This is a genomic window from Spirochaetia bacterium (assembly GCA_022482625.1).
GTDB lineage: Bacteria > Spirochaetota > Spirochaetia > Sphaerochaetales > Sphaerochaetaceae > Pleomorphochaeta.
Genome location: JAKVOU010000001.1, coordinates 645,800 through 671,139, shown reverse-complemented (window position 1 = coordinate 671,139; position 25,340 = coordinate 645,800). Strand labels below are relative to the sequence as shown.

The window sequence follows — 25,340 nt, the reverse complement described above, 5'->3', positions numbered from 1 at the left end:
ACTCGTATTGATTTTTCTATCGTTGTTTTTCCGCATAGTGGTCGAATTCCATTGAGAAACTGCCTCGTCCTTGGGTAGCAGAACGCAGGACGGTCGAGTAGCCGAACATGACCGACAGCGGTGCTTCGGCATTGATCTGGTCTGCATTCGGTCGTGATTCCATGCTGCTGACGATACCGCCTCTCATGGTAAGGCTTCCGATGACTTCTCCGACGAACTGGTTCGGTACGATGACCTGCAGCTTCATGATCGGTTCCATAAGTATGGGGCCAGCTTCCTTGCAAGTCTGGTCAAAGCACATTGCAGCACAGGCTTCAAAGGCAAAGTCACTGGCAGTAAGCTCGTTGTAGGTAATCTGAGTGACATCTACTTTGATTTCACATACTTCATAACCGAATTTGATACCTCCTTGCAGGGCACCTTCTATGCCTCGTCTGATGGCAGCAATGATGTCCTCTGGGATTCCCCTGGTCGGTGCACTGAATATAATCTGGTTATCGCTTCCCTGTGGAAGCCGTTCAATTGAAAGTCCTATGACTGCTTCATTGCTCTTGCCGGCAATCTGCTTGCTGAACTTGTAGCTTCCTGAAACTGCTGAGGTGATTGATTCTCGGTAGGTGACCTGCGGCTTGCCTACATGTGCGGCGATTTTCATTTCTTTTGTCAGCCTGGTGACAAGAACATCAAGATGAAGTTCACCCATGCCGCTGATGACCAGTTGTCCCTGTCTCTTCATTGTCCTTGTAGGTAAAGGTAGGGTCTTCCATCGAAAGCTGGGCGAGTGCAGCCTTGAGTTTGTCACTGTCACTTTGTGAATTCGGCTCGATGGCAACGGAGATTACGGGAGTGGGGAAGTGGATTTCTTCCAAGAGTATCTGGTTCCCTTCACTTGCCAATGTATCACCTGTCTGAGCATGTTTGAAACCTACGATGACCCCGATATCACCGGCCTCGAGTTCATTGAGGTCTTCGAACCGGTCTGCATGTGCCCTGAGAATTCTGCCGAGCCTTTCCTTTTTCTTCTTCGTGACATTGAAGATCATGGTACCTTTCTTGAGTTTGCCCCTATAGACCCGCACATAAGAGAGTGGGCCTGCTTCCCTGTCTACCTGAATCTTGAACACCAAAGCGAGGGCTGGTGCGTTTTCATCATGGAGTATCTGTATCTTCGTACCTTTCTTGGGATCGGTACCGTAGACTGTCGTAATTTCATCAGGACTCGGAAGATAGTCCACAACCCCATCAAGCAATGGTTGGACTCCGATATCCTTGAGGGATGATCCGACGAATACCGGCAGCAATTCCCTTTTCAGTGTACCGATTCTCATTGCCTGCTTGATAAGTTCTGAGGGGATTTCTTTTTCAGCAAAGAAGAAATCCATAATCTTTTCATCATAGGTTGAACTTGCATCGATGAGAGATTCTCTCCATGTTGCTGCAAGTTGCTGCATGTCGGCCGGAATCGGATGCTTTGAGACTGTAGCACCTAGGTCAGTGGGATCAAAAGTAAGCATTTCCATGGAAAGGAGGTCAATGATTCCTTTGAAATCACTTTCACTGCCTACGGGAATGTACAAAGGAACCGGGTGTGCTCCAAGTTTTTCCTTCAGTTCATCGAGAACATTGTAGAAATTAGCTCCCAGTCTGTCCATCTTGTTGATAAAAGCAATACGTGGAACTTTGTAATTGTCTGCCTGACGCCATACGGTTTCTGTCTGTGGCTCGACTCCTCCGACGGCACAGAGGACGGTAATGGCTCCGTCAAGGACCCTCAATGACCGTTCGACCTCAGCAGTGAAGTCAACATGACCGGGGGTATCGATGATGTTGATCTGATGATCTTTCCATCTGCAGGTCGTGGCTGCACTGACGATTGTTATACCGCGGTCCTGTTCCTGTTCCATCCAGTCCATCGTGGCATTTCCGTTGTCGACTTCTCCTATTTGATGATTCTCTCCTGTGTAGTAGAGAATCCGTTCAGTCGTAGTTGTCTTACCTGCATCTATATGGGCCATGATCCCTATGTTTCTTGTTGTCTTTGCGTTCATATATTATTCCGTCCTTGTAACCGGGTAAAAGATAATAACATACAGTAATCAGTTAATCAATAATCATTTTGCTCCTAGACCGGTGCTATCTGAGACTCAAATATTCTTCTGTTTCCGGATACGGAAAAGGCAATTACCGTTACCGCAAATAGATATACAAAATTTGCTGTACCAAACATTTCCAATCCTAGCAGGAAGCAGACCATAGGCAGTTTGCTGCCGCTGCTCAATAGCCCCATCGCTCCGAACATTGCCATACAGGCAGCCGGCATGTCAAGCAAATTTGCAAAGGTGGAGCCAAAAGTTGCACCGATGACAAGCAAGGGAACAATCTGGCCTCCTGTGAAACCTGCTGCAACTGTAACTGCAGTCAAAACCAACTTATATATAGGAGCCATAAGCGGGGTTTCTCCCTCTCCAGCGGTTTCAATCAGTGGGGTGGAAAGTCCGTTGTAGTCAAAATCATGGTTTATGAGATAGAAGATACCCGTCAGGACAACCAGCAAAATGCTTGCGTAGAACTCAGAATGTGTCTTTGTCTTGCTGATCTTCCTGAAGTATTCCCGAAGTTCATGGGTAAAAAAACAGAAGAAACGTCCGATGAGGCCGAAGATGACGCCTACCAGTACTACTTTCAGAGTAATGGCCGTGGAGAATTGCATGAGTCCTGGTGTAACCACTGCTATCTTTGGTATGCCCAGAGCTTGGCTGCTGAGTGCAGAAGACATCGATGTAGCCAGGCAAGGCAGGAATGTGTCATTTCTGTTTACCCTGGGATTTGCAAAAAACATACCGAACAGGCAACCTGAAAGAGGTGCGGAAAACAACGCTGCAAAGGCTCCTCCTGCACCGCAGATCAGGTATGCTTCCCTCAGTCGCGGGTCATAGCGTGTATGGAATACCCGACTTTCTGCCTTTGCTGCCATTGCAGAAACCGCGGAACCGATCTGTACGCCTGCACCTTCCTTGCCTCCTGACGCTCCGCATATATGGGTAAGAAATGTATTGACGAGCAGTATCGGTGCAAGGATTACGGGCGGCAAGCCTCTGTCATCAAGGAAAGTGGTATTTGATTCTTTCTTTTCTTCTATCGGATTGAATGTCTCATTTATGAGATTGATGATCTGGGCAGCACTGTTTTCGACTTTTTCTCCGCTACGGGACCGTATCAGCTGTTCCAGTACTGCAACAATCGGAATGGTCAACAGAAGCCAAGGGTGTGCAATCCTCAGATTTGTGCCAAAAAGGACCAAATCTGTCAGTAACGTAATTATAGGGCCAATGATCAAGCCCAGTGCAACTCCTCTGATACACCACGTCAAGTGAAAAAGTGTGTTTTTCCTTTGCATGTCCCTTATCGTACCAATAAATTTTCTAGGTTGCAATGACAGATAAAGGATCTTCCTGCTTTTTACAGAAGATTGTCCGTAGAAGAAATTATCACATAATATTTGAGGCTAGTTGGCATGAAATTATGGTAGCAAGCGCTTGAACTGTTTCATTTTTCCTTCATATGGTGGATAACGCAAGGCTATATCAATATGGTAACCTTTTTCAAGTATTGCCTTCTGATGGCTGAATGTGAGATAGCCGTATTGTCCATGGTAATTGCCCATGCCGCTTTGTCCGACTCCTCCGAAAGGAATATTCTGATTTGCCAGATGCAAGATGCAGTCATTGATGCACCCGCCACCGAACCTGAGTCTCTGTTCCATCAGTTTTATCTGCCCGTTATCTTTTGAGAAAAGGTAGAAGGCCAGAGGCGTTGGCTTCTTTTCAATGAAAGCCATGGCCTGGGCGAAATCATCGACTTTCAGCACCGGCAGGATAGGTCCGAATATTTCATCCTGCATAAGAGGCGAGTCAAGTTCCGGATTGACCAGCACAGTCGGTGCAATTTTCCTAGTCGTGGGATCATACTGCCCTCCGAGGTTAAGCTGTCCCATCCTGAGCAATGAGACGAGACGGTCAAAATGCTTCGGGTTTATTATCTTCGGATAATCTTTGTTATAAATGGGGCTTGGCGTATACATTTCCTGTATGTGTTTCTTGAGCAAGGCAAGGAAGGGCAGGAATACCTGTTTTTGGATAAGTACATAGTCAGGGGCCACACAGGTCTGTCCTGCGTTGAGGAACTTGCCCCATGCCAGTCTCTTTGCCGCTATGTCCAGATTGGCACTGGCATCGATGTATGCAGGGCTTTTCCCTCCCAGTTCCAATACCACGGGCGTCAGATGTTCACTGGCTTTTGACATGACCAGTTTCCCTACAGTCTTCGAACCTGTAAAGAAGATCAGATCCCATTCTTCTTCAAGCAAAGCTTGGTTTGCCTCATGCCCACCTTCGACTACTTGGACAATGTCGCTGGAAAAATTCTCACTGAGCATCTGTCTGAGTATTGTACTGGTGTTGGTACTGTACCGGGACGGCTTGAGTACGGCAACGTTTCCTGCGCACAGGGCATAAGTAAGCGGTGAGAGTGAAAGCAGGAGAGGGTAATTCCATGGACTCATGATCAGGCACAGTCCCCGCGGCTGGGTTACGGTCCTGCTTTTTGCAGGAAAAACCGTAAGGGGACTGGAAACTTTCTTGGGTTTCATCCAACCCTTCAGGTGTTTCATGCAGTCTTTGATCTCGCCGCGGACGACAGAAATCTCGCTCATGTAGCTTTCTTCCTTGCTTTTTCCAAGATCTTGGTACAAAGCCTGTGCCAACCTATCCTCATAGGTTTCGGTAAGGGAAAACAATTTCTCAAGATTTCTTTTTCTTACTTCATAAGGGAATGTATTTCCCTCGGCAAAATACGCACGCATCCGGTTCAGGTCGTACATGTCGGTCATTCATTCTCCATTTCTGTTTCCAAGGCCTGGGCATAGGCATCAATGTCTTGGGCATAGGTGTAGAATGTCTTGATATTTTCCAAATCAAGATACCTTGCTGTTATCCTACAGAGATATGAAGTATCAAGATTCTTGTTGAATTCATTGAGCATGGCCCATGACCGACCTTCCAACGGTTGGTTGCTTGTCGTGACAAGCGTCAGGGAGATGTGGTAATCCTTATCATGCAATGCCTTGTCGAACAATGCATTTTGGCTCATCTTCGGATGTTTTTCATGGAATACATCCGTAGGATAGCTGACGAAATCCTTGATGACTTGATCAGGAATGGTATAGTTTGCAGGTAAGAAATACGTTGCCAGCAGGATGATATGCTTTTCACTTTCACAATGGAGCATGGTAGTGAAAAATTTCATAGGGCAGACAAAACGAAGCTTTTCCAAGGGGTAGTCTGTCACATTGTCAATGCAGTGGGCTACAAACCAACTGGAAAGGAAAACATCATAGGATACCCTTGGCCTTTCCTTGTGCATTTCATACATTTCTTCTTCAATCATCTGATAAATCTGTGCTGTTGTCATCGAAAGTTCTGCTCAGGCATGTCGAAAGCCCTGCTTTCCTCCTGTTATGGTGTTGAGATCCTACGGATCCTCATTTATCCGGCTCAGAGGGCAAGCAAGATGGCCTGCCTCTACGGATGTACTTTTTTGACACTTCTACACTATAGCATAATCTGCAAAGTTTGCAATGTGATTCCTGTTTTGAAAATGGAACTTTGCCACACTTAGTACATATCAAAGGCTGTGTCATTGTAGGTTTAATTCGACAGTTGCAAAAAAAGTAAGGTTAGGGTAGCCTTTCCAGCAAGGAGAATCCTATGAAGAACCCTTTTGAAGAGCAACAGGATATGAAGCCCGTAGCGTGCATGGAATTCCGGGACGGGACCAAGCTTGCCGGCATGTATATCCCAGGGAAAAAAGAGAACGGCAAAGACGGGAAGATGTTTCGTCCGCTTGGTACGGTTGCCGGAAAACTGTTCATTCCTTTTGCTGAACTTGGTTCGATGGGAGATTCTTTCTTTGAAAGCTTGCTTTTTCCCGGCGATTGGGATGTTTCCTGCATCCCTGGTGGCGAAGGACTGAAGGGTGCAGATGACGAACAGTTCTATTCTCTGATGGTTGACCATCGGGTATATCCTTTCGGTAGCAGATACTTCATTTGGCAGGTGCTGAAGAAGGACCCTGGGTTCTTTGGCAATCTCAAGGAATATTTTCCAAGGAATGATTGCTTTGGGTGGATTGTTGCCTTCTGTCAGTTTCTCATAGTTGCCGCAGACGATGAGGAACCTTCCTTTTACACGTGGTTGTCAAAACAGCAGGGAGGGACTCAGCTGGTCGGCAGCGGTATCTGCGGCAATGATATGGACCAGTCCATTGCAAATTGGTTGTCTTCCTGCAACGGTGCAGACGGGCACCCATACCTGTTGGTTTCTGCTGGTTACGGAAAAGATGGCACTGAGGGCCTCTTCTGGGTAATGTATGACAGTGACGGCAATATACCGCTTACTTATTTCCTTACTGATACTGGCATCGATGGTGTCAGGCAGGTGCTTGATGCTTCTTCGGAAAAAAATTATGGATTGGTTTGTCTGTGCCTGGACGAACAACTTGCTGATACGCAGACCAGGCAACTTCTTGCTGAATTGGGGATCCCTTATACCCTGATAGGGAAGAGAGGTAAGATTCCTGAATCTTTGAGAAAAGATATCAAATCAAAAGTCAGCGGATATCCTTTGGGAACGGAATCTGTGGGTATCGTAGAAACGATGACCACTGAAGACTATTCCACTTATTTCGCCTTTTCCTTCGATAACCATTGTTTGGGTGATGACATACTGTCGGCAAAGGCTACAGAAGAGGAAGATGAGGCTTATGACTATCTTTTCCAAGGCTATACAAAAGATGAAATTGCTGACCTGGAGAAGCTTGAGATGCTGCTTGATCTGACATTCGATGACAAAGGTAAACTTGTTGATGTTGCTATTGACGACAAGAAGCTGCTTCTTGCTGGTTTTATAACATGGAGCGATGAATTGGTCATGTTGGAAGGACATGGCGTCAACGGCTATCTTTCTGCCGTGCAGTTCCATGACAGGAATGAACTGGACCTTTTCCTTGAGGTGGCCTTTCTGGAACCTGGTGAAACGCAGGAGCGGTCTGCCAGGTTTATGGGAATTTTCCTTGCATTGCGTTATCTGGCAACATTCAGGAAGCTTGAACATGCGTCGGGGATAAACTGGAAAAACTATGGACTGATGGGTGGTGGAGCCCATAATGGGCAACTTGAACTTTTCCTGGATCAGATGCTTTGTGTAGAAGATGATGGAAAACTATATGTAAGCGGGAAGGATGCCGTAAAACGTCAGTTCTTCCATGAATTCGGACTTGACCTGTAAGCATAACCGATATCGTTGGGGAAAAGGGTAGAATCTGCTTTATGAAAAACAGGACGCTGGCAAACTTGCAGCGTCCTGTAATCATCTCCTACGGGAATCGAACCCATATTGCAAGGATGAAAACCTTGAGTCCTAACCGTTAGACGAAGGAGACACGATTCTTCTCTTTGCCCTAAAAGCATTGAGCCGCACTGGGTTCGAACCAGTGACCCACGCCTTAAAAGGGCGTTGCTCTACCAGCTGAGCTAGCGGCCCACGCAACGACTTGGAATATAGCAGAACTGTAAATGTGCGTCAACCACTTTGCAAAAAAATGTTTGAGAATCATTGTAGAAGTTGAAGATTCTATGTTCAGCGAAAAGGGAAACGGCAGAAAGTTGTCATCAGGTGGCTGAGGAAAATCGTTGATGCGCAGGCCAAGGCCGTCATTTCTCACGTTTCCTACAATAACCTGCATGTGCATGATGAAATTGCCAGGATTGCCAAGACTGATTGATTAAGGATGGTAACATATTGTTCATTGACAATGGTACGACTTGCCCTGAACTTGCAAAAAGCCTGCTGAAGAAAAAGGATCTGACGGTAATTACCCATTCCCTGAAAGTTGCCCAGACTTTGGCCGATAATGAAACTGCAATGGTACTTGTCCTTGGTGGATAATTGCACGAGAGTGAACTTTCCATGGCGGGAGTCCTACCAAAAGATAACTTTAATAAGTCCTATGCAGACAAGTCCTTTTTGGGATGGTGAGTCTTGAAAGAAAAAGGGGTCAAGTTGTTCCTGGCTTGATTTTGATTACTATTGACCTACTGTTTTGTTACCAAAAATAACTGATGCATGGTCATTTTTGTTGTGGAAAATGATATTAGCATAAGAAGATAGTTCATCTATGTCATGACTTTGCAAACAGTAACTTTTACTATCACTAAGTTGATTTCCTTATGACGATTGCATATGTTTTTGTTGCAATTGGGAGGAAAACATAGTATACAGTTACTAAGGGTGTCGTAAATCGGGGGATGACATATGTGTAGGATAATACAAAAGTTCTTTGTTTTTGTTTTTTTCCTGATTAACTCCAGCATGTGTCTGATGGCTGAGGCTCCCGTGCTTTTCGTAGGGTCTCACTCGTTTGATGACGTGGAAATGACACGGCAGTTGTCTGGTTTTGAAGCTGGTTATCATTCCAATGATTTTGATTTGCTATGGATGGATAGTCTCAATCTAGGGGAAGCCCAGGCTACATCACGGCTGTATAAACTGCTTGGGGAGGAAACGGCGGCTGGAAAACAGTATGCATGTCTTTGCGTTGCCGGTGACGATGCCCTGAGCTTTTTCTTGAAATACAAGCAGGTTTTCTTTCCTGATACACCGGTTGTCTTCTTTGGCGTAAAGGACAATGAACTTGCGGCAAAGGCAAACAAGAAACCTGATTATGTCGGATATGCCGATGATCTGCGTGTTTCTTCCATACTCGATATAGCTACCCGATTCTTTCCGACAGCAGATATGGCTGTGGCGGTATGTGACGGAACTCTGTCCAGCCAAGGCATCGCCAAGCAATTCATACTGCCTCAGAAGGGTTTCCTTGCCTTGAAGCTGGTGACCATCAACAGTGATGCATATGATACGAATGCCCTGAAGAAGAAACTTGCTTCATATGATCAGAAACATACCATTTTTTTCTATGGGGGCATGCTGAGTACTGCAACTCAACATTTTTCGTTGGAGAGGGCCATTGATGTCATCTGTGATGCGGTCAGCGCCCCTGTGTTTTCAACATTGGGAATCGGAGTCAACTACAGATTGGCCGGTGGCATCGTCATAGCTCCTGAAAAACTTGGTCTTGCCGTTGCAAAACTGGTTACCAAGATACTGGAAGGTGCACAACCTGCAAAGCTGAGGCTGGGTTCCATCTCAAGCTATCCGATCATCAATATGACTGAGCTTGTTGCCCATAATGGTGATCTTTCGAAATTACCGGCAAATGCCTTTGTGCTTCAGACTTTTTTTTCTTCTAAATCCCCTGAAGCCGAAAATGGACCGTGGTGGCTGTATTTCGTCTTGATATTGGGTCTTGTCGTCGGTGTGGTCTGCTGCCTGCTGATTTTATGGAAAAAACGGTCTTCCTTGAAGAAGTTGAAAAAGAAAGTTGCACTTCAGGATATTATCCTTTCTGAGGAAAGCCAAGCGTTGCTTGTGGTACGGAACAATGGGAAAGGGAGAAAGCGGGAACCGCTTATTGTTTCTACATTGCTATGTAGCCTCCTTAGAAAAAGTCGGGAAGATATCATAGACCTGGTACAGCAGGGGGCTTTCTTTACACTTTTTAACGGACCTGATGGACGGAATCTTGGAAAATACATCTGCAGTATCCTTGAAAAGAGGGGAAGATACTATGATGTGTTGCAGACCATTGAAGGGCAATGGCTGCAGGTTCAGATTTCCTATGATGACAATACCTATATTCTGACGTGCAATGATGTGACAGAGCTTCAAAAGCTGCTGGACAAGGAGAAATCCCTCAGAAGCCTGATGCATCGTGTCCTGCTCCATGCAGAGTTGCATTATGTGGTGATAGATACCAATACAGGGATGGCCCATCCTGACATAAACCTGGTGGAACAGCTCGGGCTGAAAGAAAATATAAGTCTGCGTGACTTTACCAAGAAATTGCCTTGCTCGGAAAAGGATCTCCTGCGGCTTTGCAGTGCTTATGAAGAAATCATGGCAGATGGAAATGATGTTACCTGTGATATCCATGTTTCCTTGATGATGATGGCATTTCAGACGGGTTGGGTTCGCGTACGTTTCAGTCAGCTCGATGGCAATGGGAATATACTTGCCATGATTGATGACCTCAAGGAATTCAAGGATCTCGAACATCGGTATGTGGTTGCCTTGGAGCAATATGGCATTTCCTATTATTACTATGTCTTTTCTACCGATTCCTTTTATCATGGTGCGGATGAATACCCAAGGGAAAATTTCTGTGACGAACTTTTCGAGAAAACTGAAGACAGGCAATTGCTTGATGCTGCAATTTCCCGCATGAGAGCAGGAAGTACGTCGGAACAGTTTGTCTTCCAGCGCCATATGGATGATGGTTCGGCCCGGTGGAACAAGTGCATGCTGACATCGTTGGTGTACAGACGGGGGGAGAACATCGATGCTGTCATTACTTTGGAAGATGTACAGCAGCGGATGGAGGAAGAGGACCGTTACAAGAGCGTCAAGGACAACCTTGACGTGTTGTTGGCCGAGGCTTGCATTGCCTATCATTTCAATCTGGATCGGGATACGATTTCCACTGTTTGTGACGATGGTGATTATGAATTGCCGGCAATCACTTCGGTCCGTACATTCTTGGACGAGCTGATTCCGTATGAATTGGACGATGGGTATCCTGTACTTGACTTGGAGCAGATGCGGGCGGTGTCCAAGGAAGGTGCCCGTACGCTGACAAGCCATTACAAGTTGAAGACGAAGGAAGGCCAATACAAGGTCGTCGGTTTCAAGACTTACCTGATGCGCAATGGTGCAAATGATGAACTGGAAGCATATTTCATAGGAACTGATGAAAACCGTGCATATCTTGAGAAGAAAATAAAGAACTGGCTGATCAACCTGAATGTGGAATTCTTTGCCTATATAGATGTCAGTGCCCGTACCCTTACTGTCCTGAGCAGCAAGAATGACTTAGACAATTCGCATTATGGGGATACGTTCGATTATGACAGCCATAATGCCCGCTTCAATTCTTGCTTTCCTGAAGAGGAAAGGGAACGCATGCTGAAAGAACTTTCGTTGGATTTCCTTGTCGAGAAACTTTCCTCAAGTTCACTTTATACCAGCTATTTCTATGTCATTGCCGAAAGCGGCGAGAAGAAATACCAGAAGATTACTTCTCGGTATATTGATGATGCCCGAAACTATATCTCAAGTGTACGAGTAAACATTACCGGCGAAATTACTGAGTGGAAGGACATATAGAAGAATTCCTTGCCTACCGGCAGTAAATTTTACAAAACATTATCAGAAAAAAAGTATCTAAAAATGCTTTTTCCCTTGACTAGGAAAAGCAAATCTGCTATGTTGACCGAGCGCTTCGAGAGGAGCGCCTGAGGGCAGGATGCCGGGGAGACCCGGGGACTGCAGGTCTTTTTTAGAAGAAGAGCGAAGGGGAGACGAGAAATGGAAGGAAGCCGACCGGCCGGGCATGTGCCCGGCCGGGGGGGGCTCCCGAGTCAATTCAAGGATGAGAGAACAGACAGATTGAAGAAGTCGGTCGTGAGTTCTTGGAGCGGCAGGAGAGGACGCCGGAAATGATATCGAGCAGCGCGGGCTTCGGCCCGCGCGATATGATGACGGAGAGTTTGATCCTGGCTCAGAACGAACGCTGGCGGCGCGTTTTAAGCATGCAAGTCGAGCGGCAGGGGGGCTTCGGCCCCCCGAGAGCGGCGGACGGGTGAGTAACACGTGGACAACCTGCCCCCCGGAGCGGGATAGCCGGTGGAAACACCGGGTAATACCGCATGAGACGCCAGGGCCGGAAGGGCCCCGGCGGGAAAGGCGCCGAGGCGGCGCCGGGGGATGGGTCCGCGGCCCATTAGCTAGACGGCGGGGTAAAGGCCCACCGTGGCGACGATGGGTAGCCGGCCTGAGAGGGTGGACGGCCACATTGGGACTGAGACACGGCCCAGACTACTACGGTGGGCAGCAGCTAAGGATCTTCCGCAATGGGCGAAAGCCTGACGGAGCGACGCCGCGTGGACGATGGAGGCCGTGAGGTTGTAAAGTCCTTTTCGGGAGGGGGAACGACGCCGGCAGGGAATGGCCGGCGGATGACGTGAATCCCGGAAGAAGCCCCGGCTAACTACGTGCCAGCAGCCGCGGTAACACGTAGGGGGCGAGCGTTGTTCGGAATCATTGGGCGTAAAGGGCGTGCAGGCGGCGCTGCAAGTCCGGCGTGAAAGGCCCCGGCCCAACCGGGGGGACGCGCTGGAAACTGCGGTGCTTGAGTACAGGAAGGGGCATCGGAATTCCGGGTGTAGGGGTGAAATCTGTAGATATCCGGAAGAACACCGGTGGCGAAGGCGGATGCCTGGCCATGTACTGACGCTGAGACGCGAAGGTGCGGGGAGCGAACAGGTTTAGATACCCTGGTAGTCCGCACAGTAAACGATGTGCACCAGGCGTCGGGCCCTGAGGGTCCGGTGCCGAAGCCAACGCGATGAGTGCACCGCCTGGGGAGTATGCCCGCAAGGGTGAAACTCAAAGGAATTGACGGGGGCCCGCACAAGCGGTGGAGCATGTGGTTTAATTCGATGATACGCGAGGAACCTTACCAGGGCTTGACATGCGTCCGGCGGGCCGGGAGACCGGCCTTCCCTTCGGGGCGGGCGCACAGGTGCTGCATGGCTGTCGTCAGCTCGTGCTGTGAAGTGTTGGGTTAAGTCCCGCAACGAGCGCAACCCCTGCCGCCAGTTGCCAGCAAGTTAAGTTGGGCACTCAGGCGGGACTGCCGGTGACAAACCGGAGGAAGGTGGGGACGACGTCAAGTCATCACGGCCCTTATGTCCTGGGCCACACACGTGCTACAATGGCCGGTACAGGGCGCAGCGAGGCCGCGAGGCGGAGCGAATCGCGCAAAGCCGGCCCCAGTACGGATCGGAGCCTGCAACCCGGCTCCGTGAAGTTGGAATCGCTAGTAATCGCGCATCAGCATGGCGCGGTGAATACGTTCCCGGGCCTTGTACACACCGCCCGTCACACCATCCGAGTCGGGGGTACCCGAAGTCGCCGGTCCAACCTGCAAGGGGGGGCGGTGCCTAAGGTATGCCCGGTGAGGGGGGTGAAGTCGTAACAAGGTAGCCGTACCGGAAGGTGCGGCTGGATCACCTCCTTTCTGCAAAGAAAGGCATGGGGCGCGCCCCGCTCACAGGCGGCGTGCCCCGGAATGCATGGTGGTCCTTTTCCAGGGGGTCCCCCGGGGCTTCCTTCCGTTTCCCGTCTTCCCTGAGGCAGAGCCGGGGGCATGGCTCAGCTGGCTAGAGCATCGGCTTTGCAAGCCGAGGGTCGGGGGTTCGAGTCCCCCTGCCTCCAGTGGGATGATGATCTTTGTTATGAAGTTTAGAGCGAAGGGACAGCAAGGACAATATGGTCAAGCAATGAACAGGGTCCACGGAGGATGCCTGGGAGCCGTCAGGCGACGAAGGACGCGGCAAGCTGCGAAAAGCCGCGGGGAGGGGCAAGCACCCTGTGATCCGCGGGTGTCCGAATGGGGTAACCCGGCAGGCGCTGAGCCTGCCGCCCGCACGTGAGGAAAGACAGCGTGCGGGAGCCATACGCCGGGAAATGAACCATCTGAGTACCGGCAGGAGAAGAAATCAAGCACGAGATTCCCCAAGTAGCGGCGAGCGAACGGGGAGGAGCCCAAACCGCGCGCCTTCGGGCACGCGGGGTTGTAGGCGCGCGCCTGGGGAGACCCGGGCAGTAAGAAACCCCCATGCCAGGCGAACGCACCTGGGAAGGGCGGCCGGAGCGGGTGAAAGCCCCGTAGCCGGCGGCATGGGGGCTGCCTTGGCGCGCAGCCTGAGTACGGCGGGGCACGAGAAACCCTGCCGGAAGCAGGGGGGACCACCCTCCAAGGCTGAATACTCGGCGGCTACCGATAGCGCACAGTACCGTGAGGGAAAGGTGAAAAGGACCCCGGGAGGGGAGTGAAAGAGAACCTGAAACCGTGGACCTGCAAGCGGTCAGAGCCCGAGAGGGTGATGGCGTGCCTTTTGTAGAATGAGCCTGCGAGTCGTCCTGTGCAGCGAGGTTAAGGGACAGGAGTCCCGGAGCCGTAGGGAAACCGAGCCTGAAGAGGGCGCGAGTTGCACGGGGCGGACCCGAAGCCAAGTGATCTAGCCATGGCCAGGCTGAAGCCGGAGTAAAATCCGGTGGAGGGCCGAACGTAAATCCGCTGAAAAGGGTTGCGATGAGCTGTGGCTCGGAGTGAAAGGCTAAACAAACTTGGAGATAGCTGGCACTCCCCGAAATAGCTTTAGGGCTAGCGTCGCGTGGACTGCACCGGAGGTAAAGCACCGGATAGATGCGGGCCCTTCACCGGGTACCAAGTTTAACCGAACTCTGAATGCCGGTGTACAATGCGCGGCAGTCAGACGGCGACTGATAAGGGCCGTCGTCGAGAGGGGAACAGCCCGGACCGCCGGCCAAGGTCCCCAAGGCGTGCCGAGTGGGAAAGGAAGTGTGACTGCACAGACAGCCAGGAGGTTGGCTCAGAAGCAGCCATTCCTCCAAGGAGTGCGTAACAGCTCACTGGTCGAGTAGTCACGCGCCGACAATCCAACGGGGCTAAGCACGCCGCCGAAGCCGCGGCACAGCGCCTTGTGCGCTGTGGGTAGGGGAGCATTCCGCGAACGGACGAAGCGGGCCCGGGAGGGTCCGTGGACGGGGCGGAAGAGAGGATGCAGGCATGAGTAACGGAAAGGGGGGTGAGATCCCCCCCCGCCGGAAGCCCGAGGTTTCCGGGGTAAAGGCAATCTGCCCGAGGGTCAGTCGGCCCCTAAGGCGAGGGCGAAGGCCGTAGCCGATGGGAAGCGGGTCAACATTCCCGCACCTCCCGGTGTTTCGACGGAGCGAAGCATGGGGCGGAGCACGGCAGGGCGACGGTAGTCCCTGTCCGGAAGGCGGGCCTATGACGGCCGGGAGGCAAACCCCCCGGCCCAGGTGAGCCGGCGGCGAGCCGCCGCAATGGCGGCGAAGCGTGCCGAGCCGCGGTGCCGAGAAACAGCTTCTAAGGCAAGGCACCGGGAGACCGTACCGCAGACCGACACAGGTGGGCGAGCTGAGAATGCGAAGGCGTACGGACGAACTCACGCTAAGGAACTCGGCAAAATGCATACGTAACCTAGGGAGAAGTATGGCTCCCCGCAGGGGGAGCCGCAGAGAAATGGCCCATGCGACTGTTTACCAAAAACACAGGTCCATGCGAACCGGCGACGGGAAGTATATGGACTGACACCTGCCCGGTACTGGAAGGTCAAGGGGAGCCGTCAGCCTTCAGGGCGAAGCGGCGAACCCAAGCCCCAGCAAACGGCGGCCGTAACTATAACGGTCCTAAGGTAGCGAAATTCCTTGTCGGGTAAGTTCCGACCCGCACGAATGGTGTAACGACATGGGCGCTGTCTCGGCGTGAGGTCCGGTGAAATTGAAGTCCAGGTGAAGATGCCTGGTACTCGTGGTTAGACGGAAAGACCCCGTGAACCTTTACTCCAACCCGGCATTGGGGGCTGGGCAGGGATGTGTAGGATAGGTGGGAGGCAAGGATGCCCGGGCGTCAGCCTGGGCGGAGCCGCCGGTGAAATACCACCCTTCCCTTTCCAGCCTCCTCACCCGCGCCGTGAACCGGCGCGGGGACCGTGCCAGGCGGGGAGTTTGACTGGGGCGGTCGCCTCCGAAAGCGTAACGGAGGCGCGCGAAGGTCGCCTTGGGATGGTCGGGAATCATCCTGCAAGTGCAAGGGCACAAGGCGGCTTGACTGCGAGGCGTACAGGCCGAGCAGGTACGAAAGTAGGTCCTAGTGATCTGGCGGCAGCGAGTGGAAGCGCCGTCACTTAACGGATAAAAGGTACTCCGGGGATAACAGGCTGATCTTGCCCAAGAGTTCATATCGACGGCAAGGTTTGGCACCTCGATGTCGGCTCATCGCATCCTGGGGCTGGAGCAGGTCCCAAGGGTTTGGCTGTTCGCCAATCAAAGCGGTACGCGAGCTGGGTTCAGAACGTCGTGAGACAGTTCGGTCCCTATCTGCCACGAGCGTAGGAAGTCTGGGGGGAGCTGCCTTCAGTACGAGAGGACCGAGGTGGACGGACCTCTGGTGTACCGGTTGTCGCGCCAGCGGCAGGTGCCGGGTAGCCACGTCCGGAAGGGATAACCGCTGAAAGCATCTAAGCGGGAAGCCCGCCCCGAGATGAGACTTCCCATCCCCCCTGTGGGGGACTGAAGGAACCAGGGAGACTACCTGGTCGATAGGCCGGGGGTGGAAGCGCGGCGACGCGTGCAGCCCACCGGTACTAATCAGCCGTGAGGCTTGACCATATTGTCGTTGCGGTCCCCCGCAGGGCCAAGGCCGGGTGTACCAGGGACTCTCCTGGTGCCCCTGGGCGTTGGCCGGGTCCGGTGGCGATGGCGGGGCGGGCACACCCGTTCCCATCCCGAACACGGAAGTTAAGCGCCCCTGCGCCGATGGTACTGCCTTCTGGCGGGAGAGTAGGCAGCCGCCGGACCCCTTTCTTTTTCCCTTCCATGGCCCTTCGGGTCTTTTTTTTTGCCCTTTCGGGTATACCTATCGGCAGTATCGCTGCAGAATCTAATGGAAAAAATGAATAAAATCGCATATACTATTGCAGAGGTATGATGTGGCACAGTTAATCCAATTTGTAAAGCCTACGTTACGGCGCAAAGATATGCAGGCAGTCCTGCAGACCATGGTCGATGAACGGATAGGTCCAGGAGAAAGGAAAAAGGAATTTTTATCCCTGCTATGTACCCGCTTGGACATGAAGGGTGGTATGGCACTGCGGAGTTATTTCCAGGCGTTGCTGGCTGCACTGTCAGTCTGTGGGGTCCATGAAGGATCTGCCATCTTGACTTCTGTCCTTTCCCCTGCTGTATACGGTATTGCCGCAAGACGGTTGGGTGCAAAATTGGTACTCTGTGATATCAACCGGGAAAATGGCTGCCTGTCAACTTCAAGTGCCTTGGATGCACTTTCCAAGGAAAATGATGCCGTATTATTGGTTGATGAGCCATATTCTCAGATTCCTTCCGAGGAAAGCTACCATAGCCTTGGGATTCCTGTCATTGAGGATATTAGGGAGAGTCTTGCTTCTTCCTATGATGGGCTTACAGCTGGGAGCATCGGTGACATAGTCATCTGTGCATTTGAAGAGCAGCACATACTTTCCTGCGGAGGAGGGGCCGCAATTCTCTATAAGGAAGAAAGCTGGAAAAAACCGATCCATGATTGGTTTTGTGGCACCGAACCTTGGGAAGAGCTTCCTGATATGAATGCGGCGTTAGGTATCGTACAGCTGTCTACCCTTGATGCACAGCTGGAACGCAGAAGGGAACTTTATCGGCTGTTTCATGATGCACTTTTGAAAACTGACCATAAACCGTTTGGCAACGGGAGCCTTGATTTTGATACCAATGGTTGGAATTTTCCCGTTGTCTTGGATTCCAAAAGCGAGGATGTAATCAAATTTGCAGAGAAATATCATGTTTCCTGCAGAAAAATGTTTGACAAATCACTGGGAGCGGCGGTAAAGGATAAGCATGCCCTTTTCCCTCAGGCAATGCCTGCGCTTCTCCGTGCTGTATCTTTTCCCCTTTATCCATTTCTGAAAGGAAGCGAAGTTGATACACTGATAAAAGTGATTTCTCATTTGCCGTAAGGAGTGCATATTGAAAAAACCCAGATATATCGTAATTGTCGCCAATTGGAAAAAAGAACAGGTCAAGGCTGTGGCACAGGAGATTTCTGTTTACCTGCACTCTATTTCGATCCCGTGCATGGTATTCAAGACTTTCGAAGGCTATGAAGTCCTTGAATGCCCTAGCCAGACCGATCTGGTCATTTCCCTTGGAGGAGACGGTACCGTCCTATATTGCGTAAGGTACCTGCAGGATCTTGGTATTCCGATAATGGCAGTCAACATCGGGACCTTCGGCTATATAACAGAAATTTCTGCATCAGAATGGCGACCAGTGCTTGACAGCTACCTTGAAGGCAACGATACCGGCTACGCAATCCATCGCAGGCTTACGATAAAAGCCAATGTCGTGAGGGAGGGAAAGACCATTTTCAATGGTACGGCTCTCAATGAAGTCGCTGTCGGTTCCTATGGCATTACCAAGGTAGTGAGCCTTGGTATGTGCGTAGACGATACCTGCATAGGTTCCTTCCGTGCTGATGGGATGATAGTTGCTACGCCGACAGGAAGCACTGGCTATAACCTTGCTGCTGGTGGACCGATTGTCGATGTGAACCTTTCAGCTTTGATCATCACGCCAATCTGTCCGTTTACCCTTTCCAACCGGCCGCTGGTCGTTTCCGGCGATTCCAGCGTCTGTGTCAACGTCCTTTCCAACCAACGTACGGACTTGATGGTATCATTGGATGGACAGGTCAATTTCAATTTGGAAGAAGGTGATGAGATTGAAATTGAAAAATCCCGGAGCAAGGCCCTGCTTATTACTCCGGCTAAACGTACAGGCTTTGATATCATCAGGGACAAGCTGCATTGGTCGGGAGGAGGAATAACCCATGCTTGAGACCTTGGACATACATGACTATGCATTGATTGAAGATGCACATATAGAATTTGTCAAGGGCTTTACGGCCATAACGGGAGAGACAGGAGCAGGAAAGTCCATCATGCTCTCAGCTGTTTCCCTGCTGCTTGGCAGCAAGGGCGATGTCTCATCGATCCGTGTCGGCTGTGAAAGTGCAAGTGTCTGCGGATTGTTTGTCCTTGAGCAACAGTCAAGTGTCAACCAATTGCTCCAGTCTCTCAATTTGCCTGCTGAGGATGACCAGTTGATCATTCGCCGTGTCCTGAAATCAAACGGGCGGACATTGAGCTATATCAACAATACCCCGGTGAACCGGAGTGATCTGCTGCAGATTACCTCGCATCTGGTCGATATATCTGCCCAACATGCCCATCAGTCCCTGCTGAAGGAAGAGAAACAGCTCCAGCTTGTTGACAGCTATGCGGATGATGGGAAAGAGCTGTCTGCCTATCAGGCCTGCTTTACGGAGCATTCCCGGCTTGTGGCGGAACGTGAAGAAAAGATCAGGTTGATGGCAGAAGGCAAGAAGGAAGAAGATTATCTTGGTTTTGCCCTTCAGGAAATTGATCGCATTGCGCCTAAGGAAGGTGAGGATGAACAGCTTGCCGATGCAATCCATCGGTCGAGTCAGTTTGAGAACATACATGACAACCTGCAGCAGACGGTCGAGTTGCTCCGGTCCTATGAAGGTGGCGGTATCCTCAGTGAGCTTGGACAAGGCTCGGATTGCCTTGAGAAGGCTGCCGGACATGATAGTGGGCTTTCCAGCTATGCAACCCGGCTCAGCAGCGTGCAGATTGAGTGTGAGGATATCTATGAAAGTCTCAGGGATTATCTGACCCATATGACCTACAGCCAGGAAGAACTCGATGATATGCAGTCCCGGCTGGCCCAATTGCAACGATTGATGAGAAAGTATGGACCTACATTGTCACAGGTACTGTCCTTTCGTGATGAAACAAGGTCAAAAGTGGATTCCCTGACGAGCGGTGAGACGGATCTTGCAGACTTGGACAAAAGAATTGCATCTTCGACATCCGCCTGCGCCGAAGCAGGGCGCAAGCTTTCTGAAAAAAGAAAAAGGGGTTCCCTTGCCCTAGGCAAGGAAATTGTTTCAGTACTCCATGGTCTTGGTATGCCCCATGCCGTTCTTTCGATACAGCTTGAACCTTGCGGGATGTATGACAAGGGAAGTGAAAGAGTCAGCTTCATGTTCTGCGCGAATCCGGGACTCGAGATACGGCCTTTGGCTGAAATCGCCAGCGGTGGCGAACTTTCCAGGGTAATGCTTGCGATAAAGGCGACGCTACGGGAGAAAGATCCCGTTGCAACCCTCTGGTTCGATGAAGTCGATGCTGGGATAGGAGGTGTCGTTGCCTCAAATGTTGCAAAGGAACTCAAACATCTTTCCCTTTCTTCCCAGATTTTGGCAATTACACATCTTGCTTCGATAGCCAGCAAGGCTGACAGTCAGCTTGTCGTGCACAAGGAAGTCCGCGACAGCATGAGTTATTCCCTTGTCGTACCGGTGACCGGTGAAGCCCGGATAAAGGAAATAGCCAGGATGCTTTCAGGTGATTCAAACAGCAAAGTATCGCTTGAGCATGCAAAGGAGTTGCTTGACTGATATCGATTATATAGTATTTAACTGCATGTTTATAAGTGTTTTTATTATATAATTATATTGTAATTGTTTCTTTATTATATTGAAAATATAAATATCGGACAGTTTCTTATGGCAAAATGCCATCTGTCCGATATCTGTTCCTGCATCCTATGCAAAATCAAGCAATGTCTTCAGTTGGGCAAAATCATCCTTGCATTCATCTGGAAGAGGATTCTTACCGGTGACAAATGGGTAGCAGCTGTTCTGGAGATTCTTCATGTCGATGTCCAGCTGTTCATTCTTGGTCAACGCAAGGAAGCCGATGAGGTAGGTGACATTGCTTTTGTCAAGTCCATTTTCCTGGACCTGCAGTGCCAGCCGGTTTATTTCTTCGGTAAATATGCCGTTGATTGTTTCGATTTCACTGCGTCGTCCCTGTTTCTTGATGAACCCGATGAGTTGGTGTATGCTTTCTTCCTTTTTATCCCAAGGAAGGGTATTGGGGGTGATGAAAAGGCTTCTCAATGCTCTCAGGCAAGTACCGATGTTCTCTATGAACAGCGTTGCCATCGGCAGGTACTTGGAATTCTTTGAGAGCATCGAATAGTGATCTATGTCACGGGCAATCTGCATAAGCTCATCGTCGCCTACAATGCTCAGTGAATGCTCGATCCATGTATAGGCCTGGTCCAGCATCCTCGGGGGAATATTGGAATTATTCACAGAATAGCGCATGACATGGTTGTCAGCCTTGTCTTTGACAGCAATATAGAATTCAAAGCTTGAATATTCTTCTCCCTCGCCGATGATGGTCGATATGTTGAAATCACGTAAGGAAATGGTATCATAGAGCTCCAGTTCAGGGAAATCATCACCATAGCTGTAGCTGAGCAACTTGAACCTGCCATAGGTGGCCGTGATGAACTGTGGTTCCGCAATCCGTCGGTTCAGGATAAAAAACAAAGTTGCTTCGACTTCTCCGGGAAGCGCATTCAGTTCTTCCTGTGCAATCACCATGCCGTCTCCGTCAATCTTCCTGTTGCATTTTGCCTGCTTCAGTTCCCTGAGGAAGGGCGAAAGGAGGCTTGTCTGGCTGAAACGCTGGAACAGGCTGATCGCATAGAGCGCATAGGCAATGTTCTGTTTGGGTTCAAGACCTGCAAGGTCATTGAAGAACCATCCGCAGGATGTGAATGAGAAGTGCTTGTTCTTTATTCCTTCCAGCAAGGACGCCAGCTCAGCCCTGTTGTCCTGTGCCTGAGGATAATCTGTCGCAAGCCCGCTGAGAAAATCTTCCATCGAAAGTGCCTGGCCGGCAACTTCACCATAAAGGTCAAGCAGTCGGTCCGGAGGCAGCTGCCCATCGAATATTTCTCCCACGCGGGTATCAAAGATTGTTACCAGCCTGTCGGCATTATGCTGCAGTGCATCACGAAGTGGCGTACGCCACTTCTGGTTCCATCCTTCTTCGCCTCCTGTATGGCATCCGCAGTCCTTGTACCACCTGCTGACTCCATGGGAGCATGACCAGCTTGTACCTTTGTTTTCTTCCCCTGGGTGCAGCTGGGCATGCAGGACTGCAGGATGTCCTTCGAGGAATGTAGCGTAATTGGTGAAGGTGAAATCTTCTCTTTCGTTTACTTTTCTGATCAAAGCAGCCAATGCCATATCTCCGAACGGTTCATGATGTCCATAGATTTCTCCGTCCGTCGCCGTATGGATGAGCGCCGGTCCGTCCTGCTGCTTGATGGTTTCAAGGGTCTGATAGAGGTTGTCTGCATCCCGAAGCAGATGTCCGAAGCTGATGCCGTCAGCCAATTGCGGATTATAGAAGAAGGCACTGATGGTGTTTCCTTTCGTTCCTGTCAGGATATACGGCTTGTCATAGGGAGCTGGTTTTCCTTCCAGGTCCACCATCTTGCCTGGTTCGGTCTCTATGCTTTTGCATTGCCATGGAGAAAGGATGACGAACTTGATCCCTGATGCTACAAGCAGGTCTATGATATCCGGATTGATTGCAGCTTCTGGCAACCACATGCCTTCTGCTTCCCGTCCGAAACGTGAGGAAAAATCCTCAAGCCCCCAAAGGATCTGGTGTCTGGCTGCCCTTGGGCTGTCCAGCGGTAGGATCGTATGGTTGAATCCTTGGGCCATTGCATTGCCGTGACCCAGCCGAAGTATGCTGGATCTGTCTGCTTCGATGATCTTTTCGTAGGTACCGGGATGGTTTGCCTTTATCCATGTAAGAAGCGTCGGGCCGAAATTATATGATATATATTCAAAGTTATTGGTGATCGAAAGGATTCTTCCGTTTCCGTCAAGATAGCGGGAATTCGTATTGGCTGCATAACACTGACTGAAGATATGTTCATTCCAATCAGGAAACGGTTTTGCCGAAGGCTGCTTGGGGATGATCCCTGTCAGAGGATTTTCCCGAGGCGGCTGATAAAAATGACCATGAAGGATCAGAGCTGTTTTTTCTATGGGTTCCATGATTGCATGATACCAGAAACAAAGCTGAGTATCACTACTCTTTTCTTGCAATATTTGCATTTTGTTGCAGATGTTGCCGCAATAGGGCCTTTTGCATCCTTGTCTGTATGGTTGACCAAAACCAGCCTTTCCCTTAACATTGAATCCGTTATCATTAGAAAGGGGTTTATTGCATGATACTGGCGGACATTGATTCTTTGTCTCTGGTTGAATTGAGGAATCTGGCTCAGCAAGAAGGGCTGGAAGATGTCGATTCGATGAACAGGAACGAGCTGACCGATTCCTTGCTTGAACTCTTGGAAACTTCGGAAGCAGGTTTTCAGCGGCATACAGGTGCGGTTTCCCTCCATGGAGGACAACGCTACATCAGTGCCCTTTCCGATTGTCCCGGTCATGGAGAAAATCAAAAGATGCCCGGCGTGAGCGAACTGCCGGAATTATACAAGGAAACATCGATACATATCATGCTTCGGGATCCCCAATGGGCATATGTATATTGGTCTGTTGCTCCCCGGACGATGAACCGGCTCCTTGAATTGGATGCTACCTACCAAGAACATTTTTTTCTCCGTGTGACGGCAACGGATTGTGAAACAGAGAGGAATTCAATCTTTGAAGTAGAAGTAGACAAGACGGATACGACATGGTATGTCAACCTGCCCCAGCTGGGCTGTGCCTACCAGGTTGCCCTATGTTGCCGGAACAGCAAGGGAAGGATGATTGCCTTGGCACAGAGCATGGGAGTGAAAGTCGATATGCCATATTGGTATAGGCATCTTGATGAATTGGCGGACAATCCCATGTTGTTCAATGGGTTGTTTTCATCTATTGTGACAAAAAGCGGTAAATTCAAGGATACGGTTGTGGTCGAGCCTCTTTTCAAGATGCTCTCCCAAGGAGAAACGGACTGATGCCAAAGAACAATGTCAATTTGATATTGCATGCCCATATGCCTTTTGTAAGGCATCCGGAATACAAGAGGTTCCTTGAAGAGGATTGGCTTTTTGAATCGATCAATGAAAGTTACCTTCCATTGCTGAGGATGCTGAATTCCTTACGGAGCAAAGGCGTAAACTATCGGCTTACGATCTGTCTTTCTCCGACACTGATTACCATGCTTCAGGATACTCTCCTGCAGGAACGGTTCATAGGATATCTTGAACTTCACAGACAGTTGGGGGAACTGGAAGTTGAACGTTGTTCCAAGCAGCAGCCACAGGCCCTGCAGATGGCTCAATATTATTTGGAAAACATCAGACAGAACCTGGAAGATTTTGACAAGCTATACGACAGGAACATCCTGACTGGTTTCAAGGACCTGATGCTGAGCGGTTATCTTGAGTTGATTACTTCTGCAGCAACCAATGCTTTTCTTCCCCTGTATCAGGAGTATCCGATTGCCGTAAATGCGCAGATCATGCTTGGTATCCAGACATTCCATGAGGCGTTCGGACAGAAACCACAGGGATTCTGGTTGCCGGAATGCGGATATTATCCGGGCCTTGACAAATTGCTTAGCAGACATGGGATCAGATATTTCCCAGCTGCCAGCCAATCGATTCTTTTTTCACCGGACAGATGTGATACAGGGGTGTTCAGGCCTGTATATAGTGAAAATGACATTGCGGTATTCCCCAGGGACTACCAGCTGACCAGTCTTGTCTGGTCCGATGAAGGCTATCCCAGTGACCCTGCCTATCGGGAATTCTACAGGGATATCGGCTATGACCTTGACCTTGATTATATCCGGCCATTCATCCATGAGCCTGATGTGAGGGTGTTTACCGGTTTCAAATATTGGGCGATTACAGGGAAAGGTGCGGACAAGGTCTTCTATGATCCTGCCAAGGCAAAGGCAAAAGTAGAAGAACATGCTTCCAACTTCCTGTATAACCTGATGATGAAGGGGAGGCGGGTTCGTCCGAATCTGGATGGAAAAGATCCCTTGATTACTCTTTGTTTTGATGCGGAACTGTTCGGGCATTGGTGGTTCGAAGGTATTGACTGGCTTGAAACGTTCCTTACGAAATCCTGTCAGATGGATTCTCCGGTGGAACTGACGACTCCTAGCCAGGAACTTGCCTTGGAGCCTCGGCTTCAGAAAATCCGACCAGCATTCTCATCTTGGGGTGCAGGTGGTTTTGCGCAGGTCTGGCTGGATGGTTCCTATGCATGGGCGTATCGGCATATCCACAAGGGAATTGAACGGATGATAGAACTTGCGGATAGGTTCCCTTCCCAGCAGAGCCTGAAGAAGAGGTTCCTTGACCAGGCGACGCGGGAGCTGTTGCTTGCCATGAGCAGTGACTGGGCTTATCTGTTCTATAACCATAATAATATTGATTTTGCAAAGAACCAACTTGAGGATCATCTGCAGAATTTCAATCTGGTGTATGAAAACATGTGCAAGAATGCCGTCAATACGGAATGGTTGGTAAAGTGTGAAGACAGAGACAACATATTCCCGTCAATCAACTATAATATATTCAACCAGGAACTTTTTGAGAAACTGATATGACCGGCTGAAGGCT

The 25,340-nt window shown here is 49.9% G+C and carries 12 protein-coding genes, 3 tRNA genes, 3 rRNA genes and 1 pseudogene; 12 read left to right on the top strand and 7 right to left on the bottom strand.

The window, feature by feature from the left end:
- Window positions 1-16: 16 nt before the first annotated feature.
- The 4 genes and pseudogenes from fusA to LKE40_02995 all read right to left on the bottom strand — a co-directional run bounded on the left by fusA (window position 17) and on the right by LKE40_02995 (window position 5,469).
- A pseudogene (gene fusA / locus LKE40_03010) lies at window positions 17-2,048 on the bottom strand (elongation factor G).
- 74 nt (window positions 2,049-2,122) lie between these two features.
- Window positions 2,123-3,397: a chloride channel protein gene (locus tag LKE40_03005; GenBank protein ID MCH3916439.1), complete on the bottom strand. Its 1,275-nt coding sequence runs from the start codon at window positions 3,395-3,397 to the stop codon at window positions 2,123-2,125.
- 123 nt (window positions 3,398-3,520) lie between these two features.
- On the bottom strand, window positions 3,521-4,888 hold the full coding sequence (locus tag LKE40_03000; GenBank protein MCH3916438.1) for an aldehyde dehydrogenase family protein: 1,368 nt from the start codon (window positions 4,886-4,888) through the stop codon (window positions 3,521-3,523).
- A complete protein-coding gene (locus tag LKE40_02995; protein MCH3916437.1) occupies window positions 4,885-5,469 on the bottom strand; it encodes a hypothetical protein in 585 nt (194 codons plus the stop codon). The genes LKE40_03000 and LKE40_02995 overlap by 4 nt, the downstream gene beginning before the upstream one ends.
- Window positions 5,470-5,765: 296 nt before the next feature.
- On the opposite strand from LKE40_02995, the gene LKE40_02990 reads away from it, so the two are divergent.
- Window positions 5,766-7,343, top strand: a complete 1,578-nt coding sequence (locus tag LKE40_02990; GenBank protein MCH3916436.1) for a hypothetical protein — start codon at window positions 5,766-5,768, stop codon at window positions 7,341-7,343.
- Between the two features lie 82 nt (window positions 7,344-7,425).
- On the opposite strand, the gene LKE40_02985 is transcribed toward LKE40_02990, so the two are convergent.
- Both LKE40_02985 and LKE40_02980 read right to left on the bottom strand, forming a co-directional pair.
- Window positions 7,426-7,497: transfer RNA gene (locus LKE40_02985), tRNA-Glu, on the bottom strand.
- Between the two features lie 28 nt (window positions 7,498-7,525).
- Window positions 7,526-7,598 (bottom strand) — tRNA-Lys (locus tag LKE40_02980).
- Between the two features lie 237 nt (window positions 7,599-7,835).
- Here LKE40_02980 and LKE40_02975 point away from each other — a divergent pair.
- The 9 genes from LKE40_02975 to recN all read left to right on the top strand — a co-directional run bounded on the left by LKE40_02975 (window position 7,836) and on the right by recN (window position 20,337).
- A complete protein-coding gene (locus tag LKE40_02975; protein ID MCH3916435.1) occupies window positions 7,836-8,003 on the top strand; it encodes a hypothetical protein in 168 nt (55 codons plus the stop codon).
- Between the two features lie 432 nt (window positions 8,004-8,435).
- A complete protein-coding gene (locus LKE40_02970; GenBank protein ID MCH3916434.1) occupies window positions 8,436-11,336 on the top strand; it encodes a hypothetical protein in 2,901 nt (966 codons plus the stop codon).
- 371 nt (window positions 11,337-11,707) lie between these two features.
- Window positions 11,708-13,251: ribosomal RNA gene (locus tag LKE40_02965) — 16S ribosomal RNA — on the top strand.
- A gap of 123 nt (window positions 13,252-13,374) precedes the next feature.
- A tRNA-Ala gene (locus LKE40_02960) sits at window positions 13,375-13,448 on the top strand.
- A 56-nt stretch (window positions 13,449-13,504) separates the two neighbouring features.
- Window positions 13,505-16,451, top strand: a 23S ribosomal RNA gene (locus LKE40_02955).
- Between the two features lie 77 nt (window positions 16,452-16,528).
- Window positions 16,529-16,639, top strand: a 5S ribosomal RNA gene (rrf, locus tag LKE40_02950).
- The 16S, 23S and 5S rRNA genes sit together here with 1 tRNA gene alongside, the layout of an rRNA operon.
- A gap of 132 nt (window positions 16,640-16,771) precedes the next feature.
- The gene (locus LKE40_02945; protein MCH3916433.1) at window positions 16,772-17,809 is read left to right on the top strand and encodes a DegT/DnrJ/EryC1/StrS family aminotransferase; all 1,038 of its coding nucleotides are present in this window, start codon (window positions 16,772-16,774) and stop codon (window positions 17,807-17,809) included.
- 10 nt (window positions 17,810-17,819) lie between these two features.
- Window positions 17,820-18,689 (top strand): NAD(+)/NADH kinase, encoded by an 870-nt coding sequence (locus LKE40_02940; GenBank protein MCH3916432.1) that lies wholly within the window; start codon window positions 17,820-17,822, stop codon window positions 18,687-18,689.
- Window positions 18,682-20,337 (top strand): DNA repair protein RecN, encoded by a 1,656-nt coding sequence (recN, locus tag LKE40_02935; protein MCH3916431.1) that lies wholly within the window; start codon window positions 18,682-18,684, stop codon window positions 20,335-20,337. The genes LKE40_02940 and recN overlap by 8 nt, the downstream gene beginning before the upstream one ends.
- Before the next feature lie 147 nt (window positions 20,338-20,484).
- On the opposite strand, the gene LKE40_02930 is transcribed toward recN, so the two are convergent.
- Window positions 20,485-22,869, bottom strand: a complete 2,385-nt coding sequence (locus LKE40_02930; GenBank protein MCH3916430.1) for a DUF3536 domain-containing protein — start codon at window positions 22,867-22,869, stop codon at window positions 20,485-20,487.
- Window positions 22,870-22,982: 113 nt separating this feature from the next.
- Between LKE40_02930 and LKE40_02925 the strand changes: the two genes are divergently transcribed.
- On the top strand, window positions 22,983-23,720 hold the full coding sequence (locus LKE40_02925) for a DUF4912 domain-containing protein (protein MCH3916429.1): 738 nt from the start codon (window positions 22,983-22,985) through the stop codon (window positions 23,718-23,720).
- A complete protein-coding gene (locus tag LKE40_02920; GenBank protein MCH3916428.1) occupies window positions 23,720-25,327 on the top strand; it encodes a DUF1957 domain-containing protein in 1,608 nt (535 codons plus the stop codon). Before LKE40_02925 ends, LKE40_02920 begins: the two co-directional genes overlap by 1 nt.
- Window positions 25,328-25,340: the final 13 nt, after the last annotated feature.